Raw genomic sequence first — 18,449 nt, 5'->3', positions numbered from 1 at the left:
ACCGCTACTTCCAGGCGACCGGCGACGACGAGGATCCGGGCGACGACATCGGTGCGTACGCCGAAGGCGCGTATGCGACCGCGTCGGGCGAGGCGGCGAACGCGTTCGGCCAGGGCGCGTCGGCCTACGGCAGCGGCGCGTACGCCGACGGCCAGTACGCGACCGCGTCGGGCTTCAACGCGACGGCGACGGCCGACAGCGCGACGGCGGTGGGCGGGAGCCTGTACTACGAGGATCCGACCACGGGCGAGGTGCTGCTGGACCAGACGACGACCGCCTCGGGGGTGGGTGCGAGCGCGTTCGGCGCGGGCGCGCAGGCCAACGGTGCGTTCAGCACCGCGACCGGCGCGGCGGCGACGGCCGACGGCCTGCAGTCGACGGCGCTGGGCTACAGCAGTGCGGCGGGGGGCGACTACGCCATCGCCGCGGGCGGCTTCAGCGATGCCTCGGGCTACGCGGCGACCGCGCTGGGTTACGGCGCGGTGGCGGGCAGCGCCTTCTCCACCGCGGTGGGCGTGGACGCGTCCGCGACCGGCCAGGGCGCCACGGCGGTTGGTGGTTACGCCGACCTCGTGCCGGGACTCGGCTTCATCGTGCCGGCCGCGGCCGACGGCACCGCGGCGTCCGCGTTCGGTTCGGGTGCGGGCGCCTGGGGCGACTTCAGCACCGCGACCGGTGCACTGGCGCAGGCCGACGGCGACCAGGCCACCGCGCTGGGCTACTTCGCCTATGCGCAGGCCGACCGCGCCACCTCGGTGGGCGCGCAGGCCTGGGCCAGCGGCGCGGACAGCGTGGCGCTGGGCTTCTACAGCACCGCCTTCGGCGACTACGGGGTCGCGGTCGGACCCAACGCCTTCGTCAACGAGGACAACGGCGTCGCCCTCGGGTCCAACGCCTCGGTCGACGCCGCGAACAGCGTCGCGCTGGGTGCGGATTCGGTGGCCGACCGCGACAACACGGTGTCGGTGGGCAGCGTGGGCAACGAGCGCCAGATCACCAACGTCGCCGACGGCCGGATCGCGGCCGGCAGCACCGACGCGGTGACCGGCGGCCAGGTGCACGGCGCGCTCGACAGCCTGGCGCAGGCGATCGGCGGCGGCGCCGAGGTCACCGCCTTCGGCACGCTGTCGGCCCCGGCCTTCATGATCCAGGGCAGCACCTACTTCAGCGTCGGCGACGCGCTGGGGGCGCTCGACGCGCACATCAGCATGCTCGACAGCCGCCTGGTCGCGCTCGAGGGGTCGTCCGCCGGTGCGCCGGCGAGCGCCGCGACCGGTGGGCGGCGCATGGGCGGCGACGCCGCCGGCGGCGTGCGCACGGACGTGCCCGCCGGAGACGTCGGCGTCGGCGGGCCCGCCGTGGCGGGGGGCGGCGGCGCGCCGGTCGCCGACGTTCCGGGCACGGCGTTCGCCGTCGGCCAGGACGCGGTGGCCACGCAGCCGACCGCCACCGCGATCGGCGACGGGGCGACCGCCACCGCGGCCAACTCGGTGGCGCTGGGCCACGGCTCGGTCGCCGACCGCGCCAATACGGTGTCGGTGGGCAGCGCGGGCAACGAGCGCCAGATCACCAACGTGGCGGCCGGCACCCAGGCCACCGACGCGGTCAACGTGGCCCAGCTCGAGTCCACCGCGACGCGCGCGGTGGCCGACGCCAACGCCTACACCGACCAGCGCTTCAATGCCTGGGCCGACAGCTTCTCGGCCTACCAGACCGAACTGGAGCGGCGCTTCACCGACCAGGACCGCCGCATCGACCGCCAGGGCGCGATGGGCGCGGCGATGCTCAACATGGCCACCAGCGCCGCGGGCATCCGCACCCAGAACCGCCTCGGCGTGGGCGTCGGCTTCCAGGGCGGGCAGAGCGCCCTGTCGGTGGGCTACCAGCGCGCGATCAGCGAGCGCGCCACGGTGACCATCGGCGGTGCCTTCAGCGGCGACGAGAAGTCGGTGGGCCTGGGCGCTGGCTTCGGCTGGTGACCCGGAGCGGCGGCGGGCGCCGCGCCCGCCGCCGCGGAATACGGGATTCCCGCGGGGCGCCACGGCGCATCCGTCTCCCACGGGCATCCGGTGAGCGACAGCAGCAGACGGTGATTGCGGGGCGTCCGACCCGGTCGCGCCGCCCATGTGCGATGGACCCACACGTTCCCAGAGAGGGCAATTCATGAAGAAGCGCAACATCCTCCCCTGCACCCTGGCCCTGGCCGTGATCGCCGCGGTCGGCGCCACGGGCGCGAACGCGGCCAAGACGCCCAAGCTCCCGATCCGCCCGGCCAACCTGGCCGCGCAGCTCGGCGACCAGCCATCGTTCCACCGGATCGTGGTCCAGTACCGCGACGGCGCCCGCGAAGCGACCGACCGCAGCGCGGCCGCGGCCGGGATCACCCGCGCGCTGTCGCGCTCGGGCCTTGCCGGCACCCGTGCCGCCAGCGCCAGCCACCTGCGCAAGCTCGCCACCGGCGAGCACCTGATCAGGCTCTCGCGCAGCCTTGATCGCGTCGAGACCGAGGCCCTGCTGCGCCAGATCCAGGCCGATCCCAACGTGGTATCGGTGCGGCCCGACCGCATGCGCCGCATCACCCGCGCCGCCAAGGCCGGACCGGACGTGAAGCCCGCCTACGTGCCGAACGACCCGTACTTCGTCGAGTACCAGTGGCACTTCCTGGCGCCCGATGGCTCGCCCACCTACGACGGAGGCCCGAACCGCGGCGGCGCGAACGTGTCCGCGGCGTGGGACCTGGCCGACGGCAACGGAATCACCATCGCGGTGCTCGACACGGGCATCACCGAGCATCCGGACCTCGACACCTCGCTCGGCGACGCCGGCTACGATTTCATCAGCGATTCGTTCGTGTCCGGCCGGCCGACCGACGACCGCGTGCCCGGCGGCTGGGACCTGGGCGACTGGACCATCGGCTATCCCGGCGCGGGCTCGTGCATCCAGGACTACAGCTCCTGGCACGGCACCCACGTCGCCGCCACCGCCGGCGCGGAACTCACCGGCAACGGCGTCGGCATGACCGGCATTGCCCACAATGCCAAGGTCCTCCCGGTGCGCGTGCTCGGCCACTGCGGCGGCTACGAGAGCGACATCATCGACGCCATCGTCTGGGCGGCGGGCGGCACCGTCCCGGGCGTGCCGGACAACCCGAACCCGGCCCACGTCATCAACCTCAGCCTCGGTGGCGAAGGCCCCTGCTCGGCGGGCGAAGCCGCCGCGATCGCCCAGGCCAACGCGCTCGGCGCGGTGGTCGTGGTCGCCGCGGGCAACGAGAACACGAACGTGTCCAACGCCTCGCCCGCCAACTGCCCGGGCGTGATCGCGGTGGCGTCCAATGGCGTGACCAGCCGGCGCGCGTTCTACTCCAACTACGGCGCGGGCATCACCCTGTCGGCCCCGGGCGGCGGCATCTTCGCCAACGACGGTGCGGGCGGGGCGCAGATCTACGACGGCTTCGTCTGGCAGGCCCTCAACCCCGGCGATACCACCCCGGTACCGCTGGCGCAGATCAACCCGGCCAACGCCTACGGCGGCATGGCGGGCACCTCCCAGGCGGCGCCGCACGTCGCCGGCGTGGTGGCCCTGATGCAGGGCGCGCGCCTGGACGCGGGCCTGCCGCTGCTCACCCCGGAGGAGGTCAAGGACATCCTCGTGTCCACGGTCAGCCCGTTCACCGTCGCGCCGGGCGCCTCGCAGCCGATCGGCCCGGGCATCCTCAACGCCGCCGCCGCGGTGGCGAAGGCGATCGAGCCGCCGTGCGAGGAGAACTGCGGTCCGGTGGCCACCCCGATCTCCAACGGTGTCGCCGTGACCGGGCTCGCGGGCGCGGCGGGCAGCGAGGTGCTGTACAGCATCGAGGTCCCGGCGGGCGTGAACGGGCCGCTGAGCATCACCACCAGCGGCGGCAGCGGCGACGTGACCCTGCTCGTCAGCCGCGGCGAAGAGCCGACCGACGCCAACGCGCAGTACCGCTCCGAGCGTCCGGGCAACAACGAGACGGTGCGCGTGGACGCGCCGCAGGCCGGCACGTACTACATCAAGCTGGTCGGCGTGCGCGCCTACAGCAACGTGCGCCTCGTCGCCCGCCACAACTGATCCCCAGCGTGGTGCAATTGGGGCCCCGGTTCGCCGGGGCCCTTTTTTGTCCGGCGGGCCGAGTGCGCGGCGCGTGCTCCGGCCCGGGGGCGGCCACGACGGCCTGGTGCCCGCCGCCGGCGACGCGGGCGCGACCCCGGATCGCGCGGGAACCCCGCGTCAGACCCCGTTCACCGCCCGGGCGCGGCCGGGGCGGTCGGGCAGGGCAAACTGTTAAAGTCGAGACCCCCGACGGAAAGCCCCCTATCGTGAACGCGATTCCCGACCCGGTGGCCGCGCCGCAGGCCCGGACGGCGGAAGACCGCATCCTCGACGTGCTGCTCTCCAGGCAGCAGCTCAAGGATGTGGACCTCGCGCGCGCCCGGCGCCTGCAGGAGGAGACCGGCGGGCCGATCCTGCAGCTGCTGTCGCGCCTGGGACTGGTGTCCGAACGCGACCATGCCGAGGCCTGCGCGCAGGCGCTGGGGCTGCCGCTGGTTTCGGCCAAGGACCTTCCCGCGGAGCCGCCCGAGCTGCCGGCGGAGAGCCAGCCGCTGAGCGTGCGCTTCCTCAAGCAGTTCCACCTGTGCCCGGTCGCCGAGCGCGACGGCGGCATCGACCTGCTCATGGCCGACCCGCACGACGGCTACGCGCTCGACGCGGTGCGCCTGGCCACCGGCCGCGAACCGCGGCCCGTGGTCGGGCTGCGTTCGGAGATCGACGACCTGATCGAACGCTGGCACGGCCAGGGCCGCAGCGCCATGGGCGCCATCGTCGAGACCGCCGACGGCGAGGGCGGCGGCGACGTCGACGACGTCGAGCACCTGCGCGACCTCGCCTCCGAGGCGCCGGTCATCCGCCTGGTGAACCTGGTCATCCAGCGCGCGGTCGAGCTGCGTGCGTCCGACATCCACATCGAACCGTTCGAGAACCGGCTCAAGGTGCGCTACCGCATCGACGGCGTCCTGGAGGAGGGCGAGAGCCCGCCCGCCAACCTGACCGCCGCGGTGATCAGCCGGGTCAAGATCATGGCCCGGCTCAACATCGCCGAGCGCCGCCTGCCGCAGGACGGCCGGATCATGTTGCGGGTGCAGGGCAAGGAACTCGACCTGCGCGTGAGCACCGTGCCCACCGCGCACGGCGAGAGCGTGGTGATGCGCCTGCTCGACCGCGAGACGGTGGTGTTCGACTTCCATCGCCTCGGCTTCACCGACGACTTCCTGCCCAGCTTCCAGCGCGTGCTCGAACAGCCGCACGGGATCCTGCTGGTCACCGGCCCGACCGGATCGGGCAAGACCACGACGCTCTACACCGCGCTGTCGAAGCTCAACACGCCCGACGTGAAGATCATCACCGTCGAGGACCCGGTCGAGTACCAGATCGAGGGCATCAACCAGATCCAGGTGCGGCCGCAGATCGGGCTCGACTTCGCCAACGCGCTGCGCTCGATCGTGCGCCAGGACCCGGACATCATCATGATCGGCGAGATGCGCGACCTGGAGACCGCGCGCATCGCGATCCAGTCCGCGCTCACCGGACACCTGGTGCTGAGCACCCTGCACACCAACAACGCCGCCGGCGGCATCACCCGCATGCTCGACATGGGGGTGGAAGACTACCTGCTCACCTCGACCGTCAATGGCATCCTCGCCCAGCGCCTGGTGCGCCGGCTCGAGCCGACCCATGCCGAGCGCTACCCGGCCTCGCCGGAGGAGATCGAGAAGTTCGGCCTGCGCCGCTTCCAGCCCGAGGGCGAGATCTTCCTGTACCGCCCGCGCGGGTCGGCGATCGCGCCCACCGGCTACCTCGGCCGCACCACGATCCTCGAGTTCCTGGTCATGAACGACGACCTGCGGCGCGCGGTCATGCGCCACGCGGGCATGGGCGAGATCGAGCAGATCGCGCGCCGGCACGGCATGCGCACCATGTACGAGGACGGCATCGCCAAGGCCGTGGCCGGGGTGACCACGATCGAGGAAGTGCTGCGGGTGACGGAGGACGCATGACTCCGGCCACGTGCAGCCAGGCGGGCGGGCGGTAGCGGAGCACCATGCCCCTGTATCGCTACAAGGCGCTCAACGCGCGCGGCGAGACGCTCGAAGGCCGGATGGAGGCGGCCAGCGAGCGCGAGGTCGCGCAGCGCCTCCAGGAGCAGGGACACCTGCCGATCGAGGCGCGCCCGGCGGGCGAGGGCGGCGGCGCGGCGTCGTGGAAGTCGCTGCTGCGGCCGAAACCGTTCGCGGGTGCGCGCCTGGTCCAGTTCACCCAGCAGCTGGCGACCCTGCTCGGCGCCGGCCAGCCGCTGGACCGCGCGCTGACGATCCTGCTGGAGCTGCCCGAGGAACCGGCGGCCCGCCGCACCATCGCCGAGGTGCGCGACGCGGTGCGCGGCGGCGCCTCGCTCTCGACCGCGCTCGAACGCCAGCACGACACCTTCTCTCGGCTCTACATCAACATGGTCCGCGCGGGCGAGGCGGGCGGCAGCCTCGAGGAAACCCTACAGCGCCTGGCCGACTACCTCGAGCGCAGCCGCCTGCTGCGCGGACGGGTGGTCAACGCGCTGATCTATCCGGCGATCCTGGTGGTGATGGTGGCGCTGTCGCTGATGTTCCTGCTCGGATACGTGGTGCCGCAGTTCGCCGCCATGTACGAGAGCCTGGACGCGCCGCTGCCCGTGTTCACGAAGATCGTGCTGGCGATCGGCCTGTTCGTGCGCGACTGGTGGATCGTGCTGCTGGTGGTGCCCGCGCTTGCGCTGTGGTGGTTCGACCGGCGCCTGCGCGATCCCGCCTTCCGTACCCGCTTCGATGGATGGGTGCTGCGCCGCAAGCTGGTGGGCGGCCTGGCCGCGCGGATGGAAACGGCGCGCCTGGCGCGCACCCTGGGAACCCTGCTGCGCAACGGCGTGCCGCTGATGACCGCGCTGGGCATCGGCCGCACCGTGGTCGGGAACCGGGTGCTCGCCGCCGATGTCGAAGCCGCGGCGGAGGACGTGAAGAACGGCATCGGCCTCTCGACCGCGCTGGGCAAGGGCAAGCGCTTCCCGCGACTGGCGCTGCAGATGGTGCAGGTGGGCGAAGAGTCCGGGGCGCTCGACGCGATGCTGCTCAAGACCGCCGACACCTTCGAGCAGGAGACCGGCCAGGCGCTCGACCGCATGATCGCGGCCCTGGTGCCGGCGGTGACGATGGTGCTGGCGGTGGTGGTGATGGTGGTGATCCTCGCGGTGCTGGTGCCGATCTACGACCTGACCAGCGTGATCGGCTGAACCGCGCGGACACGGTGGACACGCAATGGAGTGGAGGAACGGACATGGGTAATCGAAGATTCAAGGCGCGACCGGGCGGGCGTCGGCGCTCCATCGGCGCCGGCCGCGGCGCCGGCCGCGCCTCGCAGCGTGGCTTCTCGCTGATCGAGATCATCCTCGTGGTGGTGCTGATCGGGGGCATCGTCGCCTTCGCCGCCACCCGCATCCTCGGCGGCGGCGACCGCGCGCGGGTGCGCCTGGCCGAGGCCCAGGTGCAGACCCTGGCCGAGAAGGTGCAGCAGTTCGAGATGGATACCGGCGCGCTCCCGGCCACGCTCCAGCAGCTGGTGGTCGAACCGGGCGGCGCGGTCGGCTGGCTCGGCCCCTACGCGAAGGAAGCGGAGCTGCGCGATCCCTGGAACACGCCGTTCGAGTACCGCGTGCCCGGCGACGGCCGTCCGTTCGAGATCGTGAGCTACGGCGCCGACCGCAAGCCGGGCGGCACCAGCGTCAACGCGGACATCCGCTACCAGTAGCCGGTCGTGGCGCGGGCGCGGCGGCGGAAGCATCCGGATGCGGGCCGCGGCGGCGGAGACCGGCGGCCGTGCCGCCGCGGGCGCCAGCCGGGCTTCTCGCTGCTGGAACTGCTGCTGGTGATGGCGCTCATCGCCGCCACCGGCCTGCTCGCCGCCGGCGTGCTCACCGGCGGCTTCGAGCGGATGTCGCTGCGCAGCGGCGCCAGGGAGATCGCCGAACAGCTGCGCTTCGCCCGCGCGCACGCCATCGCCACGGGCGTCCCGCAACGTTTCACCATCGATCCGGTCGCGCGCACATGGCAGGGCGCGAACGGTCGCGCCGGGGAGCTCCCGGGCAGGCTGCAGATCCGTTTCACCGGTGCGCGCGAGGTGCAGCCGGCCGAAGGCGTGGGCGCGATCGTGTTCTTCGAGGACGGCGCCTCCACCGGCGGGCGCGTGCAGCTCGGCCTGCGCGACGCGGTGTGGAACGTGGACGTGGCCTGGATCACCGGCGAGGTGACCCTGCGCCGCGGCGGAGCGGAGCGATGAGCGGCGGCCGGCACCGGCGCCACGCCGCGTGCGCCGGACTGCGGCAAGGGCGGCGGCGGGTGCCGCGCGGGACCCCCGGCGGCGGCGCGCAGACGGCGCGGCCGATCGCGCGCGGCAGGCGCCAGCGCGGCTACACCCTGCTGGAGATCATGGTCGCGTTCGCGGTGCTCGGCGTGGCGCTGGTGCTGCTGCTGGGCACGCTCTCGGGCGGCGTCCGCCAGGTGCGCTGGGCGGCCGACAGTGCGCGCGCGGCGCTGCACGCGCGGTCGCTGCTCGACGTGGTCGGCGTGGGCGAGCCGCTCGAACCGGGGCTGCGCGAAGGCGGGTTCGAGGACGGCCGCTACCGCTGGGTGCTCCAGGTCGAACCGTACGTCGATCCGGCCCGGCTGCCCGACGAGCCGGTGGATCCGTTCGGCCCGCGGCTGATGCACCTGGTGCTGCAGGTGCAGTGGGGCGAGGGCGGGCCGCGCGAGCGGCTGCGGCTGGAGACGCTGCGCCTGGTGCAGCCGGATGCGGCGTGGGGGTCGGGGTGATGCGTTCGCGGCGCGGGCCACCCAGGCCCCCTGGAGGGGAGCGCAGGCGTGCGAGGGGCGTCGATCGCGTGTCCGTTTCGACGAAGCGATCCGCGCAGCCGCATGACGCCGGTCGCGGGCCCGTGACTGGCATCAGCCGTGGCGCCGGCGTCGTTCCCGCCGCGACGGCGCGCGCGTCGCAGCGCGGCTTCACCCTGCTCGAGATCCTGGTCGCCATGACCCTGCTCGCGGCGGGGCTCGCGCTGGGCTTCTCCACGCTGCGCGCGGCGACCGCGACGGTCGATCGCGGCGAGCAGATCGCGGCCAGGACCGAGCGCATGCGCGCGGTGGGGAACTTCCTGCGCCGGCGGCTGGCGTCGGCCACGCCGATCGCGTTCGGGACCGATCCCGGTACCGGCCGCGTCCTGCGCTTCCATGGCGAGCCCGACCGCATCCGCTTCGTCGCCGACCTGCCCGACTACCTGGGCCGCGGCGGCCCGCACCTGCACGAGATCCGCGTGCGCGACGCCGGGCGCGACCAGACGCTGGTGGTGTCGTTCGCGATGGTGCTGGCCGGCGAGACGGTCGACGCGCGCGATGCGCGCGCGCCGGAGGTGCTGGTGCCCGACCTGCGCGGCGCGCGCTTCCGCTACCGCGGCATCGGCGAGGACGGGCGCCTGGGCGAGTGGACCGACCGCTGGGAAGAGGTCGAGATGCTGCCGGTACAGGTGTCGGTGGAACTGGCCAGCCGCAGCGGGGGCACCTGGCCGCCGCTGCTGGTGACCCTTCCGCAGCGCGGAGGCATGGTGCGGTGAGCCGGCTGCGCGCGCACGGCCGCGGGGCGGCCCTGGTCCTGGTGCTGTGGCTGGTGGCGCTGATGGCGGCACTGATCGGCGCGTTCGCAATGACCGCGCAGACCGAATACCTGCAGGGGCGCACGCTGGATGCGTCGCTCGTGGCCGGGCAGGCGGCGCGGGCCGGACTCGACTACGCGGTCACGCGGGTCTCGCACCCCGAACCGCGCCGGCAGTGGTTGCCGGACGGCCGCCGCTACGCGTGGCGGTTCGGTGGCGCGGACGTGGAGGTCCGCATCGTCGACGAGTCCGGCAAGCTCGACCTCAACGCCGCCGAGCCGGCCTCGCTGTCGGCGTTGATGCAGGTGCTGGGCGTGGAACGCGGGCGCGCCGACGCGCTGGCCGCGGCGATCGTGGACTGGCGCGACGGCGACGATCTCACCCAGCCGCAGGGCGGCGCCGAGGACCCGCAGTACGCGGCGGCGGGGCTGGCGTGGGGGGCGAAGGACGCGCCGTTCGAGACCGTCGCCGAGGTCGAACAGGTGCTGGGCATGACCCCGGGCCTGTTCGCGGCCCTGGCCCCGCACCTGACCGTGTACAGCGGGCTGCCGATCCCCGATACGCGCTTCGCCGCCGGGCCGGTGCTCCAGGCCATGGGCGTGGATCCGGAACCGGTGCTGGCCGGGCGTGAACGCCCGCCGGCGCCCGGCGACCCCGCGTTCGTGGGCACCGGCAGCGGCACGTATAGTATCGAGAGCCGGGCGCGGCTCAGGGACGGCCGCCAGGCCGCCCTGCGCGCCGTGGTCCGTCTCGGTCCCAGTGGAGTGCCGGGGTCGGCGTTCACCGTCTTGAAATGGGAGGAAGGCGCGTTGCCGCGATGAGCGCCGTGGTCGAACAATCCGAGGCGGCCCCCGGCGGACTGCGCGCCGGGCTGCACCGCATCGACGGCACCCTGCGACCGCGCCTGCGCCGCTTCCTGGCCTGGTGGGGCGCGGCGCTGGCGGGCTGGCTGCCGTCGCGCATGCGCGACCTGTTCGGGCTGTCACCGCAGCGGCTGCTGCTGCGCGTGCGCGGCGACGGGCTCGAGCTGGCGCTGTGGCGCGGCGACGGCATGCGGGCGCTGGACAGCGTGCCGCTGGACGGGCTGCCCGACCAGGGCGCCGATCCCTTCGCCCTGTTGCTGTCGCCGCGCGCCGTGGACGTGCCGCGCTGGCTGGTGCTGCCGGCGCGGTCGGTATTGCGGCGGCGGCTGACCCTGCCGGCGGCGGCCGGCGAGCGCCTGCGCGAAGTGCTCGGCTTCGAGATCGACCGCCAGACGCCCTTCGCCGCCGACGAGGCCCAGTACGACGCGCGCGTGCTCGGCACCCGCGGCGACGGCCAGCTCGACGTCGAACTGGTGGTGGTGCCGCGCGCCACGCTCGACGCCGCGCTCGCGGCATTGGGCCCGCTGGCGCCGACGCTCGCGGGCGTCGACGCGGCGGATGCCGACGGTGCGCCGCTCGGCCTGAACCTGCTGGGCGACGCCCGTCGCCTCCGGCGCGAGGATCCGTGGCGGAGGCGCAACGCGGTGATGCTGCTGGTCGCGGCGCTGGCGCTGTTCGCGGGCATGTGGCAGATGCTGGCCAACCGCCAGGCGGCGGCCGAGTTGTTCGAGCAGCAGGTGGAGGAGTCCGTGCGCCAGGCGCGGGCCGCGTCGCTGGAGAAGCGCCGCCTGCTCGACCTCGTCGAAGGCGGCGCGTTCCTGCAGTCCGCGCGCGCCGGCACGCCGACCATGGTCGAGCTGATGGACGAGCTGGCGCGGCGCCTGCCCGACGGCACCTACCTGGAGAAGCTGTCGATCGAAGGCGACCGCATCCTGCTGATCGGCCTGAGCAGCGAGGCCTCCTCGCTGGTGGGCCGGCTGCAGGGATCGACCCTGTGGACCGCACCGGCGCTGGCCGGCGCGCTGCAGCCCGATCCGCGCAGCCGCATGGACCGTTTCACCCTGACCGCCACCGTCGCCAGGGGCCAGGCCGGCGTGCCGGCGGCCGCGACGGCCGGGGAGGCCGGCGATGCAGCCGCAGCCGACTAGGCGCGACCGCTGGCTGGCGCTGGCGATCCTCGCCGGCATGCTCGTGCTCGCCTACCTGGTGCTGGTCCATCCGTGGTGGACGGTGCCGATGCTCGAGACCGGCGCGCGCATCGAGACCCTGCGCGAGCGCGACCTGCGCGCGCGCATGGAGCTGGCCCAGGCGCCGGAGGTCGCGAGCCGGCTCGAGGCCGCGCGCGAGGCCATGGCCGGCACCCCCGGCTTCATGGCCGAGGCCAACCTGCAGCTGGCCACCTCGGCCCTGGTGCAGCGGCTCGAACAGGCGGTGGCCCAGGCCAGTCCCGGCAACCGCAGCTGCGCGATCAGCAACCGCCAGCCGATCAACGAAGTGCGCCAGGAGCGCTTCCCGCGCGCCACCGTGCAGGTGCGCCTGACCTGCGGCAACGCCGAGCTGGCCGCGGTACTGCACTCGCTGGAAAGCGGCTCTCCGCGCCTGTTCGTCGACAACCTCAACATCCTCGCCCAGCGCTACCAGTTCAGTGGCGGCGGCGGCAGCGGCGGCGGCGTGGACGCGAGCTTCGACCTGACCGGCTACCTGCAGCCTTCCGCCACGGGGGTGGCCGGTGCGCGCTGAGGACGCCGGCGCGCGCACCTGGCTGTCCGCCGCGATCGCCGGCTGGGCGGTGTGCGTGTGGATCCTGGCGATGTTCGGCATGGGCGGCAGCATCGACCGCCTCGAGGAAGACCCGTCGCTGGTGCAGCCGCTGCCGGCGCTGGGCGCGCCCGCGCCCGAGCGGCTGGGTCCGCTGCCGCAATACGGCGACGTCGCCGCGCGCCCGCTGTTTACCGACAACCGGCGGCCGCAGCCGTTCGTGATCGACCCGACGGCGGAGCCGGGCGCAGGCGGCGGTTTCGACTACGTGCTCACCAGCGTGCTGCGCACCCCGCAGGTGCAGCTGGTGATCCTGCAGCCGGCCGAAGGCGGCGAACCGGTGCGCGTGCGCCAGGGCAGCGCCCCCGAGGGCGCGCCGGGCTGGGTGCTGCAGTCGGTGGAAGCGCGCCGCGCGGTGTTCGCCGGACCCGAGGGCGAGCGCACCCTCGAACTGCGCGTGTTCGACGGCATGGGCGGAGAGGCGCCGACCCCGTTCGCCCCGCGCGACGCGACGGCCTCGGCGGCGGGACCCTCGCCGTCGCCGTCGCCGTCGCCGCCGGCGACCGCGGCGCCGCCGGACGGCCGCCCGGCGCCCGCGGCCCGGGCCGAGCCGACCGGGGCGGCCGCCGAGCCGCTGGTGGCCGACGCGCCCGATGCCGCTGCCCAGCGGCAGGCGGAGCAGGAGCAGGTGGAGATGATCCGGCGCCGGATCGAGGAACGCCGCGCCCGCCTGCGGGCGGACGAGATGGCCACGCGGCGCCCCCCGCGCGCCGACCCGAACACCAACTAGACTGTGCCGATGACCCTGCGAAGCTCCTGCCGTCACGCGATCGCGGCCTTCCTGGCCGCGCTGCTCGCCGCCTGCGCCTCGATGCCCCCGCCGACGCTGTCGCGCGCGCCGCAGCGCCCGGCCGCGCCGGACGGCGCCGCCGGGATCGAGACCGAGGCGTTGCCCGCCGAGGACGCCGGACCGCGGGCGCAGATCCGGCGGGGCACCGGGCAGGTGATCAACCAGCGCGCCGCGGCCTCGACGCCGCCCAACCTCGGCGGCAGCACCGGCGAAGCCTCGTTCAACTTCGAGGGCGAGCCGCTGCATGCGGTGGTCAAGGCGATCCTCGGCGACATGCTCGGCCAGAACTACACCATCGCCCCGGGCGTGCAGGGCACGGTCACGCTGGCCACGCCGCGCACGGTCAGCCCGGCGCAGGCCTACGTGCTGCTCGAGCGCGCGCTGGCCGACAACAACGCGCGCATGGTCTACAGCGGCGGCATGTACCAGATCGTGCCCGCCGACTCCGCGCTGGCCACCGGCGCCGTGGCGCCGCGCTCGGGCAGCGCCGCCGCGGCGCGCGGCTTCGAGGTGCGGGTGGTGCCGCTGCGCTACATCTCCGCCAGCGAAATGGAGAAGGTGCTCAAGCCCTACGCCCGGCCAGACGCCATCGTCGCGGTCGACAACGGACGCAACACGATCACCGTCTCCGGTTCGCGGGTGGAGCTGGAGAATTACCTGCGCACCATCGAGATCTTCGACGTCGACTGGCTCTCGGGCATGTCGGTGGGCGTATTCCCGCTCCAGGCCGGCAAGGCCACGCGCGTGGTGGCGGACCTGGAGAAGGTGTTCGGCGAGCAGAGCAAGTCGCCTGTCGCGGGCATGTTCCGCTTCATGCCGCTGGAAGGCGCCAATGCGGTGCTGGTGATCACGCCGCAGCCGGAGTACCTCGACGAGATCCAGGACTGGCTCGACCGCATCGACAGCGCCGGCGCGGGCATGCGGCTGTATTCGTACGAACTCAAGTACATCCGCGCCCGCGACCTGGCCGAGCGGCTGGCCGAGGTGTTCGGCGGCCGCGGCGCGCGTTCGGGCGGCGGCGACGGCGGCCCGTCGCTGATGCCGGGGACGACCCCGTCGACCCTCGGCGGACTGGGCGGCCAGTTCGACGGCGGCGGGCGAGGGGGCGGCGGGTTCGACCAGGGCGGCGCGCCGGGCAGCGGCAGCGGCAGCGGCAACGGCGGCTTCGGCAGCGGCTCGATGTCGCTGGGCCAGGACGGCGGTGGCCCCAGCGCGGTCACGCTCGAGGTCGAGGGCAACCAGGTCGGCGTGTCGGCGCTGGACGAGACCAATGCCCTGCTGGTGCGCACCACGCCCACGGCGTGGAAGTCGATCCGCGAGGTGATCGAGCGCCTGGACGTGATGCCGCTGCAGGTCCACATCGAGGCCCAGGTGGCGCAGGTGCAGCTCACCGGCGAGCTGGCCTACGGCGTGCAGTGGTTCATCGAGAACGGCGCCTCCGGCGTGCCCGGCCTGCCGAGCCTGGACCTCGCGGTCAATCCCTCGCTGCCGCGCAGCTGGAGCACGTTCGGCGGCAGCGTTACCGGCAGCAACGGCGCCTCCTGGACCCTGTTCAAGAACGACGCCGCCGCGATCATCAGCGCCCTGGACCGGGTCTCGGACGTGCGCCTGCTGTCCACCCCGTCGGTCTTCGTGCGCAACAACGCCGAGGCCGAGTTCAATGTCGGCGACCGGATCCCGGTGTCCACCGTGTCGGTGAACCCGATCCTCGGCAGCGACAGCAGCCTGACCTCGGTCCAGTACCTGGAGACGGGCACGATCCTCAAGGTGCGGCCGCGCGTCACCCAGGACGGCACGATCTTCCTCGACATCGTGCAGGAAATCAGCGCCCCGACCGGCCAGCCGGACAACAACGGCAACTTCATCATCTCCACCCGCCGGCTCAGGACCGAGGCGGCGGCGCAGGACGGCGACACGGTGATGCTCGCCGGCCTGATCAGCGACGGCGTCGAGCGCGGCAGCGGCGGCATCCCCGGGCTGAGCCGGATCCCGGTGCTGGGCGCCCTGTTCGGCAGCCAGCGCAACCAGAGCTCGCGCAGCGAGACCATCGTCCTGATCACCGCGCGCATCGTGCGCAACAACAACGAGGCGCGGAGCCTGACCGACGAGTACAGCCGCCGCTTCCGCGCGATGGAGCCGCTGCACCAGCCTCGGGACTGACCCGGTGCAGGCACGCGGATCCACGCATGGCTGAGCTTCCGGTCGTGCTGCTGCCGGTGGGCGTCGACGACGATGCGCTCGACGCCTGCCTGGCCGCCCTCGACGCCGCGACGCCGGCCGGCACCCGGGTCTGGCTGGCCGACGATGGCCAGGCCGGCCCGCGCGGCCTCGCGATCATCGAGCGCTGGCTCGGCGCCACCCGGCTGCAGGCGCACTACACGCGGCGCGACCGCCCGGCGGGCGAAGTCGCGCATCTGGACGAGATGCTGGCGGCCTGTGGCGATGCCGACGTGGTGGTGCTCGCGCCCGACGCCGTGCCCGCGCCGGGCTGGGCGGCGCAGCTCGCGGCCTGTTTCGCGCGCGACGCCTCGATCGCCAGCGCCACGCCCTGGTGCAATGCCGGCGAAGCGGCGGCGTGGCCGCGGATCGGCGAGATCGAGCCGATGCCCGCCGACCTGCCGCGGCTGGCCCGGGCCTGCGCCGCGATGCCGCCGGTGCATCCGGAGCTGCCGGCCGCGGTCGCGCACGCGGTGATGCTGCGCGGCAGCGCGCGCCGCAAGGCCGGCGGACTGGACACGGCGAGTTACCGTTCCTGGTACGCGGCGCTGATCGACCTGTCGCTGCGCCTGTCGGGCCTGGGCTGGCGCAACGTGTTGTGCGAGACCGCCTTCGTCGCCCGCGGCGGCGAGGGCGGGCCGGCCGACGGCGACATGGACGCGCTGGCCGCGCGCTGGCCCGCGTGGCACGCGCGCCTGGCCACGTTCCTGATGGAAGATCCGCTGCGCGCGCTGCGCGAACGGCTGTCGCGCCTGGAGGCGGAGGCCGCGGGCCCGCAGCGCCAGCACGAGCTGTTCCCGCCCGATCCGCCCGGCGGGCCCGGCGCGGGGGAGGACGGAACGTGAGCGCGCACGCGCCGGGGATCGCGGCGATCGTGGTCAGCCACGAGAGCCTCGCCACGATCGACGACTGCCTGGAGCGGCTGCTGGCTTGCGACGGCGTCGTCCAGGTGCGGGTGGTCGACAACGGTTCGACCGACGGCACCCTCGAGGCGGTGCAGCGCCAGGCCGCGCGCGACCCACGCCTGCGATTCATCGGCAATCCCGACAACCCCGGATTCTCCGTGGCCTGCAACCAGGGCGCGCGCGACAGCGACGCCGAATGGCTGGCCTTCGTCAACCCGGACTGCCTGCCGGCGCCCGACGCACTGGCGCGCCTGCTGGCCCACGCGCGCGCGCTCGACCGCGACTGCCTGCTCGGCGCGGACCTGGTCGACGAGCACGGCCGCCGCGACGATGCCGCGCGCCGGCGCGACCCCGACCTGGCCGCGATGCTGCGCGACCGGTCCGCGCGCGACGTAGCGGTGCCGCCGGATCCGTCGCGCGCGCTGCAGCCGGTCGATGCGGTATCCGGGGCGCTGATGCTGCTGCCGCGGCGCCTGTTCGAGCGCATCGGCGGTTTCGACGAAGGCTACCGCCTGCATGCCGAGGACCTCGACCTGTGCCGCCGCGCACGCGCCGCCGGCGCGGTGGTGGCGGTGGCCAACGACGTCCGGGTGCTGCACCTGCGCGGCGTGTCCAGCCGCGCGCGTCCGCTGTTCGTCGAATGGCACAAGCACCGCGGCCTGTGGCGCTACTTCCGCCGCTTCGACGCCGCGCGCACGCCGTGGCCGGCGCGCGTCGCGGTCTGGTGCGCGATCTGGCTGCGCTTCCCGTTCGCCGCCCTGCGGCAGTGGCTGGCGTGACCGCCCCCGCCGCGGCCGACCAAGGAGCAAGACGATGCCCGTGATCGAATCCCTGCTCGATACCGACCTGTACAAGTTCACGATGATGCAGGCGGTGCTGCACCAGCACCCGGGCGCGCACGCCGAGTACCGGTTCCGCTGCCGGACGCCCGGGATCGACCTGGCCCGCCACATCGACGCGATCTCCGACGAGATCGACCACCTGTGCACGCTGCGCCTGGCCGACGGGGAACTGGACTACCTGCGCGGCCTGCGCTTCATCAAGTCCGACTTCGTCGACTTCCTCGCCCTGTTCCGGCTGCAGCGCAAGTACGTCTCGCTGCGCCGCTCGAAGGCCGAGCCCGGCGCGATCGAACTCGAGGTCAAGGGGCCGTGGCTGCACACCATCCTGTTCGAGGTGCCGCTGCTGGCGATCGTCAACGAGGTGTACTTCCGCGACACCCACGGCGCGCCGGACGAGGCCGAGGGCCTGCGCCGGCTCGAGGCCAAGGTGGCGCGGATCAACGACGCGGTCGGCTACGAGGACTGCCGGATCACCGACTTCGGCACCCGCCGGCGCTACTCGCGCGCCTGGCACGACCGGCTGATCCCGCGCCTGGCCCAGGGCCTGGGCGAGAAGTTCGCCGGCACCAGCAACGTCGACCTGGCGCGCCGCCACGGCCTGGTCGCGCAGGGCACGATGGCGCACGAATGGCTGCAGGCCTACCAGGCGCTGGGGCCGCGGCTGCGCGATTCCCAGGTGGCCGCGTTCGAGGGCTGGGCCCGCGAGTACCGCGGCGACCTCGGCATCGCGCTCACCGACGTGATCGGCCTGGACGCGTTCGTGCGCGACTTCGACATGTACTTCTGCAAGCTGTTCGACGGCATGCGCCACGACTCCGGCGACCCGGTGGAGTGGGGCGAGCGGCTGATCGCGCACCTGGCCGCGAACAAGGTCGACCCGCGGACCAAGGTGTTCGTGTTCAGCGATGGCCTGGACATCGAGGAGGTCATGCGCCTGTACGCGCACTTCAAGGGACGCTGCCTGATGTCGTTCGGGGTCGGCACCAACCTCACCAACGACCTGGGCCCGAAGCCGCTGAGCATCGTGATGAAGATGGTCCGCTGCAACGGCCAGCCGGTGGCCAAGCTCAGCGACAGCCCCGGCAAGACCATGTGCGACGACCCCGGTTACCTGGCCTACCTGCGCCAGGTGTTCGGCGTCCCGCCACCCGAGTGACCCGCATCCCCTGTAGGAGCGGCTTCAGCCGCGACCGCCTATTGGGAATGGCGCCGCTCCGGGGGCCCGCTACCGCGGCCGAAGCCGCTCCCGCACGCACCGACGCC

Annotated in this window: 16 protein-coding genes; all 16 read left to right on the top strand. The window is 73.7% G+C overall.

Features of this window, described 5'->3' with window-relative positions; translation table 11 throughout:
• Positions 1 to 1,979 (top strand): YadA-like family protein (locus tag LUTJ29_RS0114945; RefSeq protein WP_027073208.1); only part of this gene is annotated, 1,979 nt, incomplete at its 5' end.
• 184 nt (positions 1,980 to 2,163) lie between these two features.
• Positions 2,164 to 4,095: a S8 family serine peptidase gene (locus LUTJ29_RS0114940; RefSeq protein WP_027073207.1), complete on the top strand. Its 1,932-nt coding sequence runs from the start codon at positions 2,164 to 2,166 to the stop codon at positions 4,093 to 4,095.
• A gap of 248 nt (positions 4,096 to 4,343) precedes the next feature.
• Positions 4,344 to 6,080: a type II secretion system ATPase GspE gene (gspE, locus tag LUTJ29_RS0114935; protein WP_027073206.1), complete on the top strand. Its 1,737-nt coding sequence runs from the start codon at positions 4,344 to 4,346 to the stop codon at positions 6,078 to 6,080.
• Between the two features lie 44 nt (positions 6,081 to 6,124).
• On the top strand, positions 6,125 to 7,342 hold the full coding sequence (locus LUTJ29_RS0114930; protein ID WP_027073205.1) for a type II secretion system F family protein: 1,218 nt from the start codon (positions 6,125 to 6,127) through the stop codon (positions 7,340 to 7,342).
• A gap of 44 nt (positions 7,343 to 7,386) precedes the next feature.
• Complete coding sequence (gene gspG, locus LUTJ29_RS0114925; RefSeq protein WP_051323070.1) at positions 7,387 to 7,857, top strand: type II secretion system major pseudopilin GspG; 471 nt, start codon at positions 7,387 to 7,389, stop codon at positions 7,855 to 7,857.
• 6 nt (positions 7,858 to 7,863) lie between these two features.
• Positions 7,864 to 8,385 carry a GspH/FimT family pseudopilin gene (locus tag LUTJ29_RS0114920; protein ID WP_232221231.1) on the top strand — a complete coding sequence of 174 codons (522 nt, stop codon included), beginning with the start codon at positions 7,864 to 7,866 and terminating at the stop codon, positions 8,383 to 8,385.
• 104 nt (positions 8,386 to 8,489) lie between these two features.
• The gene (locus LUTJ29_RS0114915; RefSeq protein ID WP_027073202.1) at positions 8,490 to 8,918 is read left to right on the top strand and encodes a type II secretion system protein; all 429 of its coding nucleotides are present in this window, start codon (positions 8,490 to 8,492) and stop codon (positions 8,916 to 8,918) included.
• Positions 8,919 to 9,040: 122 nt separating this feature from the next.
• Positions 9,041 to 9,712, top strand: coding sequence for a prepilin-type N-terminal cleavage/methylation domain-containing protein (locus LUTJ29_RS0114910; RefSeq protein ID WP_232221230.1), 672 nt, complete (start codon positions 9,041 to 9,043; stop codon positions 9,710 to 9,712).
• Positions 9,713 to 9,774: 62 nt separating this feature from the next.
• On the top strand, positions 9,775 to 10,572 hold the full coding sequence (locus LUTJ29_RS17790; protein WP_084524922.1) for a type II secretion system protein GspK: 798 nt from the start codon (positions 9,775 to 9,777) through the stop codon (positions 10,570 to 10,572).
• Positions 10,569 to 11,762: a PilN domain-containing protein gene (locus tag LUTJ29_RS17785; protein WP_084524917.1), complete on the top strand. Its 1,194-nt coding sequence runs from the start codon at positions 10,569 to 10,571 to the stop codon at positions 11,760 to 11,762. The genes LUTJ29_RS17790 and LUTJ29_RS17785 overlap by 4 nt, the downstream gene beginning before the upstream one ends.
• Positions 11,743 to 12,354, top strand: a complete 612-nt coding sequence (gspM, locus tag LUTJ29_RS17780) for a type II secretion system protein GspM (protein WP_043741716.1) — start codon at positions 11,743 to 11,745, stop codon at positions 12,352 to 12,354. The genes LUTJ29_RS17785 and gspM overlap by 20 nt, the downstream gene beginning before the upstream one ends.
• On the top strand, positions 12,344 to 13,162 hold the full coding sequence (locus LUTJ29_RS17775) for a hypothetical protein (protein WP_051323069.1): 819 nt from the start codon (positions 12,344 to 12,346) through the stop codon (positions 13,160 to 13,162). Before gspM ends, LUTJ29_RS17775 begins: the two co-directional genes overlap by 11 nt.
• 9 nt (positions 13,163 to 13,171) lie before the next feature.
• Entirely contained in the window at positions 13,172 to 15,382 is a 2,211-nt protein-coding gene (gspD, locus tag LUTJ29_RS0114885) for a type II secretion system secretin GspD (RefSeq protein ID WP_043741715.1), read from the top strand.
• Between the two features lie 26 nt (positions 15,383 to 15,408).
• Complete coding sequence (locus LUTJ29_RS17770) at positions 15,409 to 16,284, top strand: glycosyltransferase (protein ID WP_156911584.1); 876 nt, start codon at positions 15,409 to 15,411, stop codon at positions 16,282 to 16,284.
• The gene (locus LUTJ29_RS0114875; RefSeq protein ID WP_027073199.1) at positions 16,281 to 17,123 is read left to right on the top strand and encodes a glycosyltransferase family 2 protein; all 843 of its coding nucleotides are present in this window, start codon (positions 16,281 to 16,283) and stop codon (positions 17,121 to 17,123) included. Before LUTJ29_RS17770 ends, LUTJ29_RS0114875 begins: the two co-directional genes overlap by 4 nt.
• A gap of 34 nt (positions 17,124 to 17,157) precedes the next feature.
• Positions 17,158 to 18,342: a nicotinate phosphoribosyltransferase gene (pncB, locus tag LUTJ29_RS0114870; RefSeq protein WP_027073198.1), complete on the top strand. Its 1,185-nt coding sequence runs from the start codon at positions 17,158 to 17,160 to the stop codon at positions 18,340 to 18,342.
• Positions 18,343 to 18,449: the final 107 nt, after the last annotated feature.

It is taken from the genome of Luteimonas sp. J29, assembly GCF_000472505.1.
Lineage (GTDB): Bacteria > Pseudomonadota > Gammaproteobacteria > Xanthomonadales > Xanthomonadaceae > Luteimonas.
Note: the sequence above shows the minus strand (reverse complement) of the source record. Positions and strands in the feature narration are given on the sequence as shown.

Bases quoted from the DNA above. Each gene is read 5' to 3' on its own strand.
- LUTJ29_RS17790 (WP_084524922.1), top strand. From the start codon at position 9,775: ATGGCGGCACTGATCGGCGCGTTCGCAATGACCGCGCAGACCGAATAC.
- LUTJ29_RS17785 (WP_084524917.1), top strand. From the start codon at position 10,569: ATGAGCGCCGTGGTCGAACAATCCGAGGCGGCCCCCGGCGGACTGCGC.
- LUTJ29_RS17770 (WP_156911584.1), top strand. From the start codon at position 15,409: ATGGCTGAGCTTCCGGTCGTGCTGCTGCCGGTGGGCGTCGACGACGAT.
- LUTJ29_RS0114940 (WP_027073207.1), top strand. From the start codon at position 2,164: ATGAAGAAGCGCAACATCCTCCCCTGCACCCTGGCCCTGGCCGTGATC.
- LUTJ29_RS0114930 (WP_027073205.1), top strand. From the start codon at position 6,125: ATGCCCCTGTATCGCTACAAGGCGCTCAACGCGCGCGGCGAGACGCTC.
- gspD (WP_043741715.1), top strand. From the start codon at position 13,172: ATGACCCTGCGAAGCTCCTGCCGTCACGCGATCGCGGCCTTCCTGGCC.
- pncB (WP_027073198.1), top strand. From the start codon at position 17,158: ATGCCCGTGATCGAATCCCTGCTCGATACCGACCTGTACAAGTTCACG.
- gspM (WP_043741716.1), top strand. From the start codon at position 11,743: ATGCAGCCGCAGCCGACTAGGCGCGACCGCTGGCTGGCGCTGGCGATC.
- gspG (WP_051323070.1), top strand. From the start codon at position 7,387: ATGGGTAATCGAAGATTCAAGGCGCGACCGGGCGGGCGTCGGCGCTCC.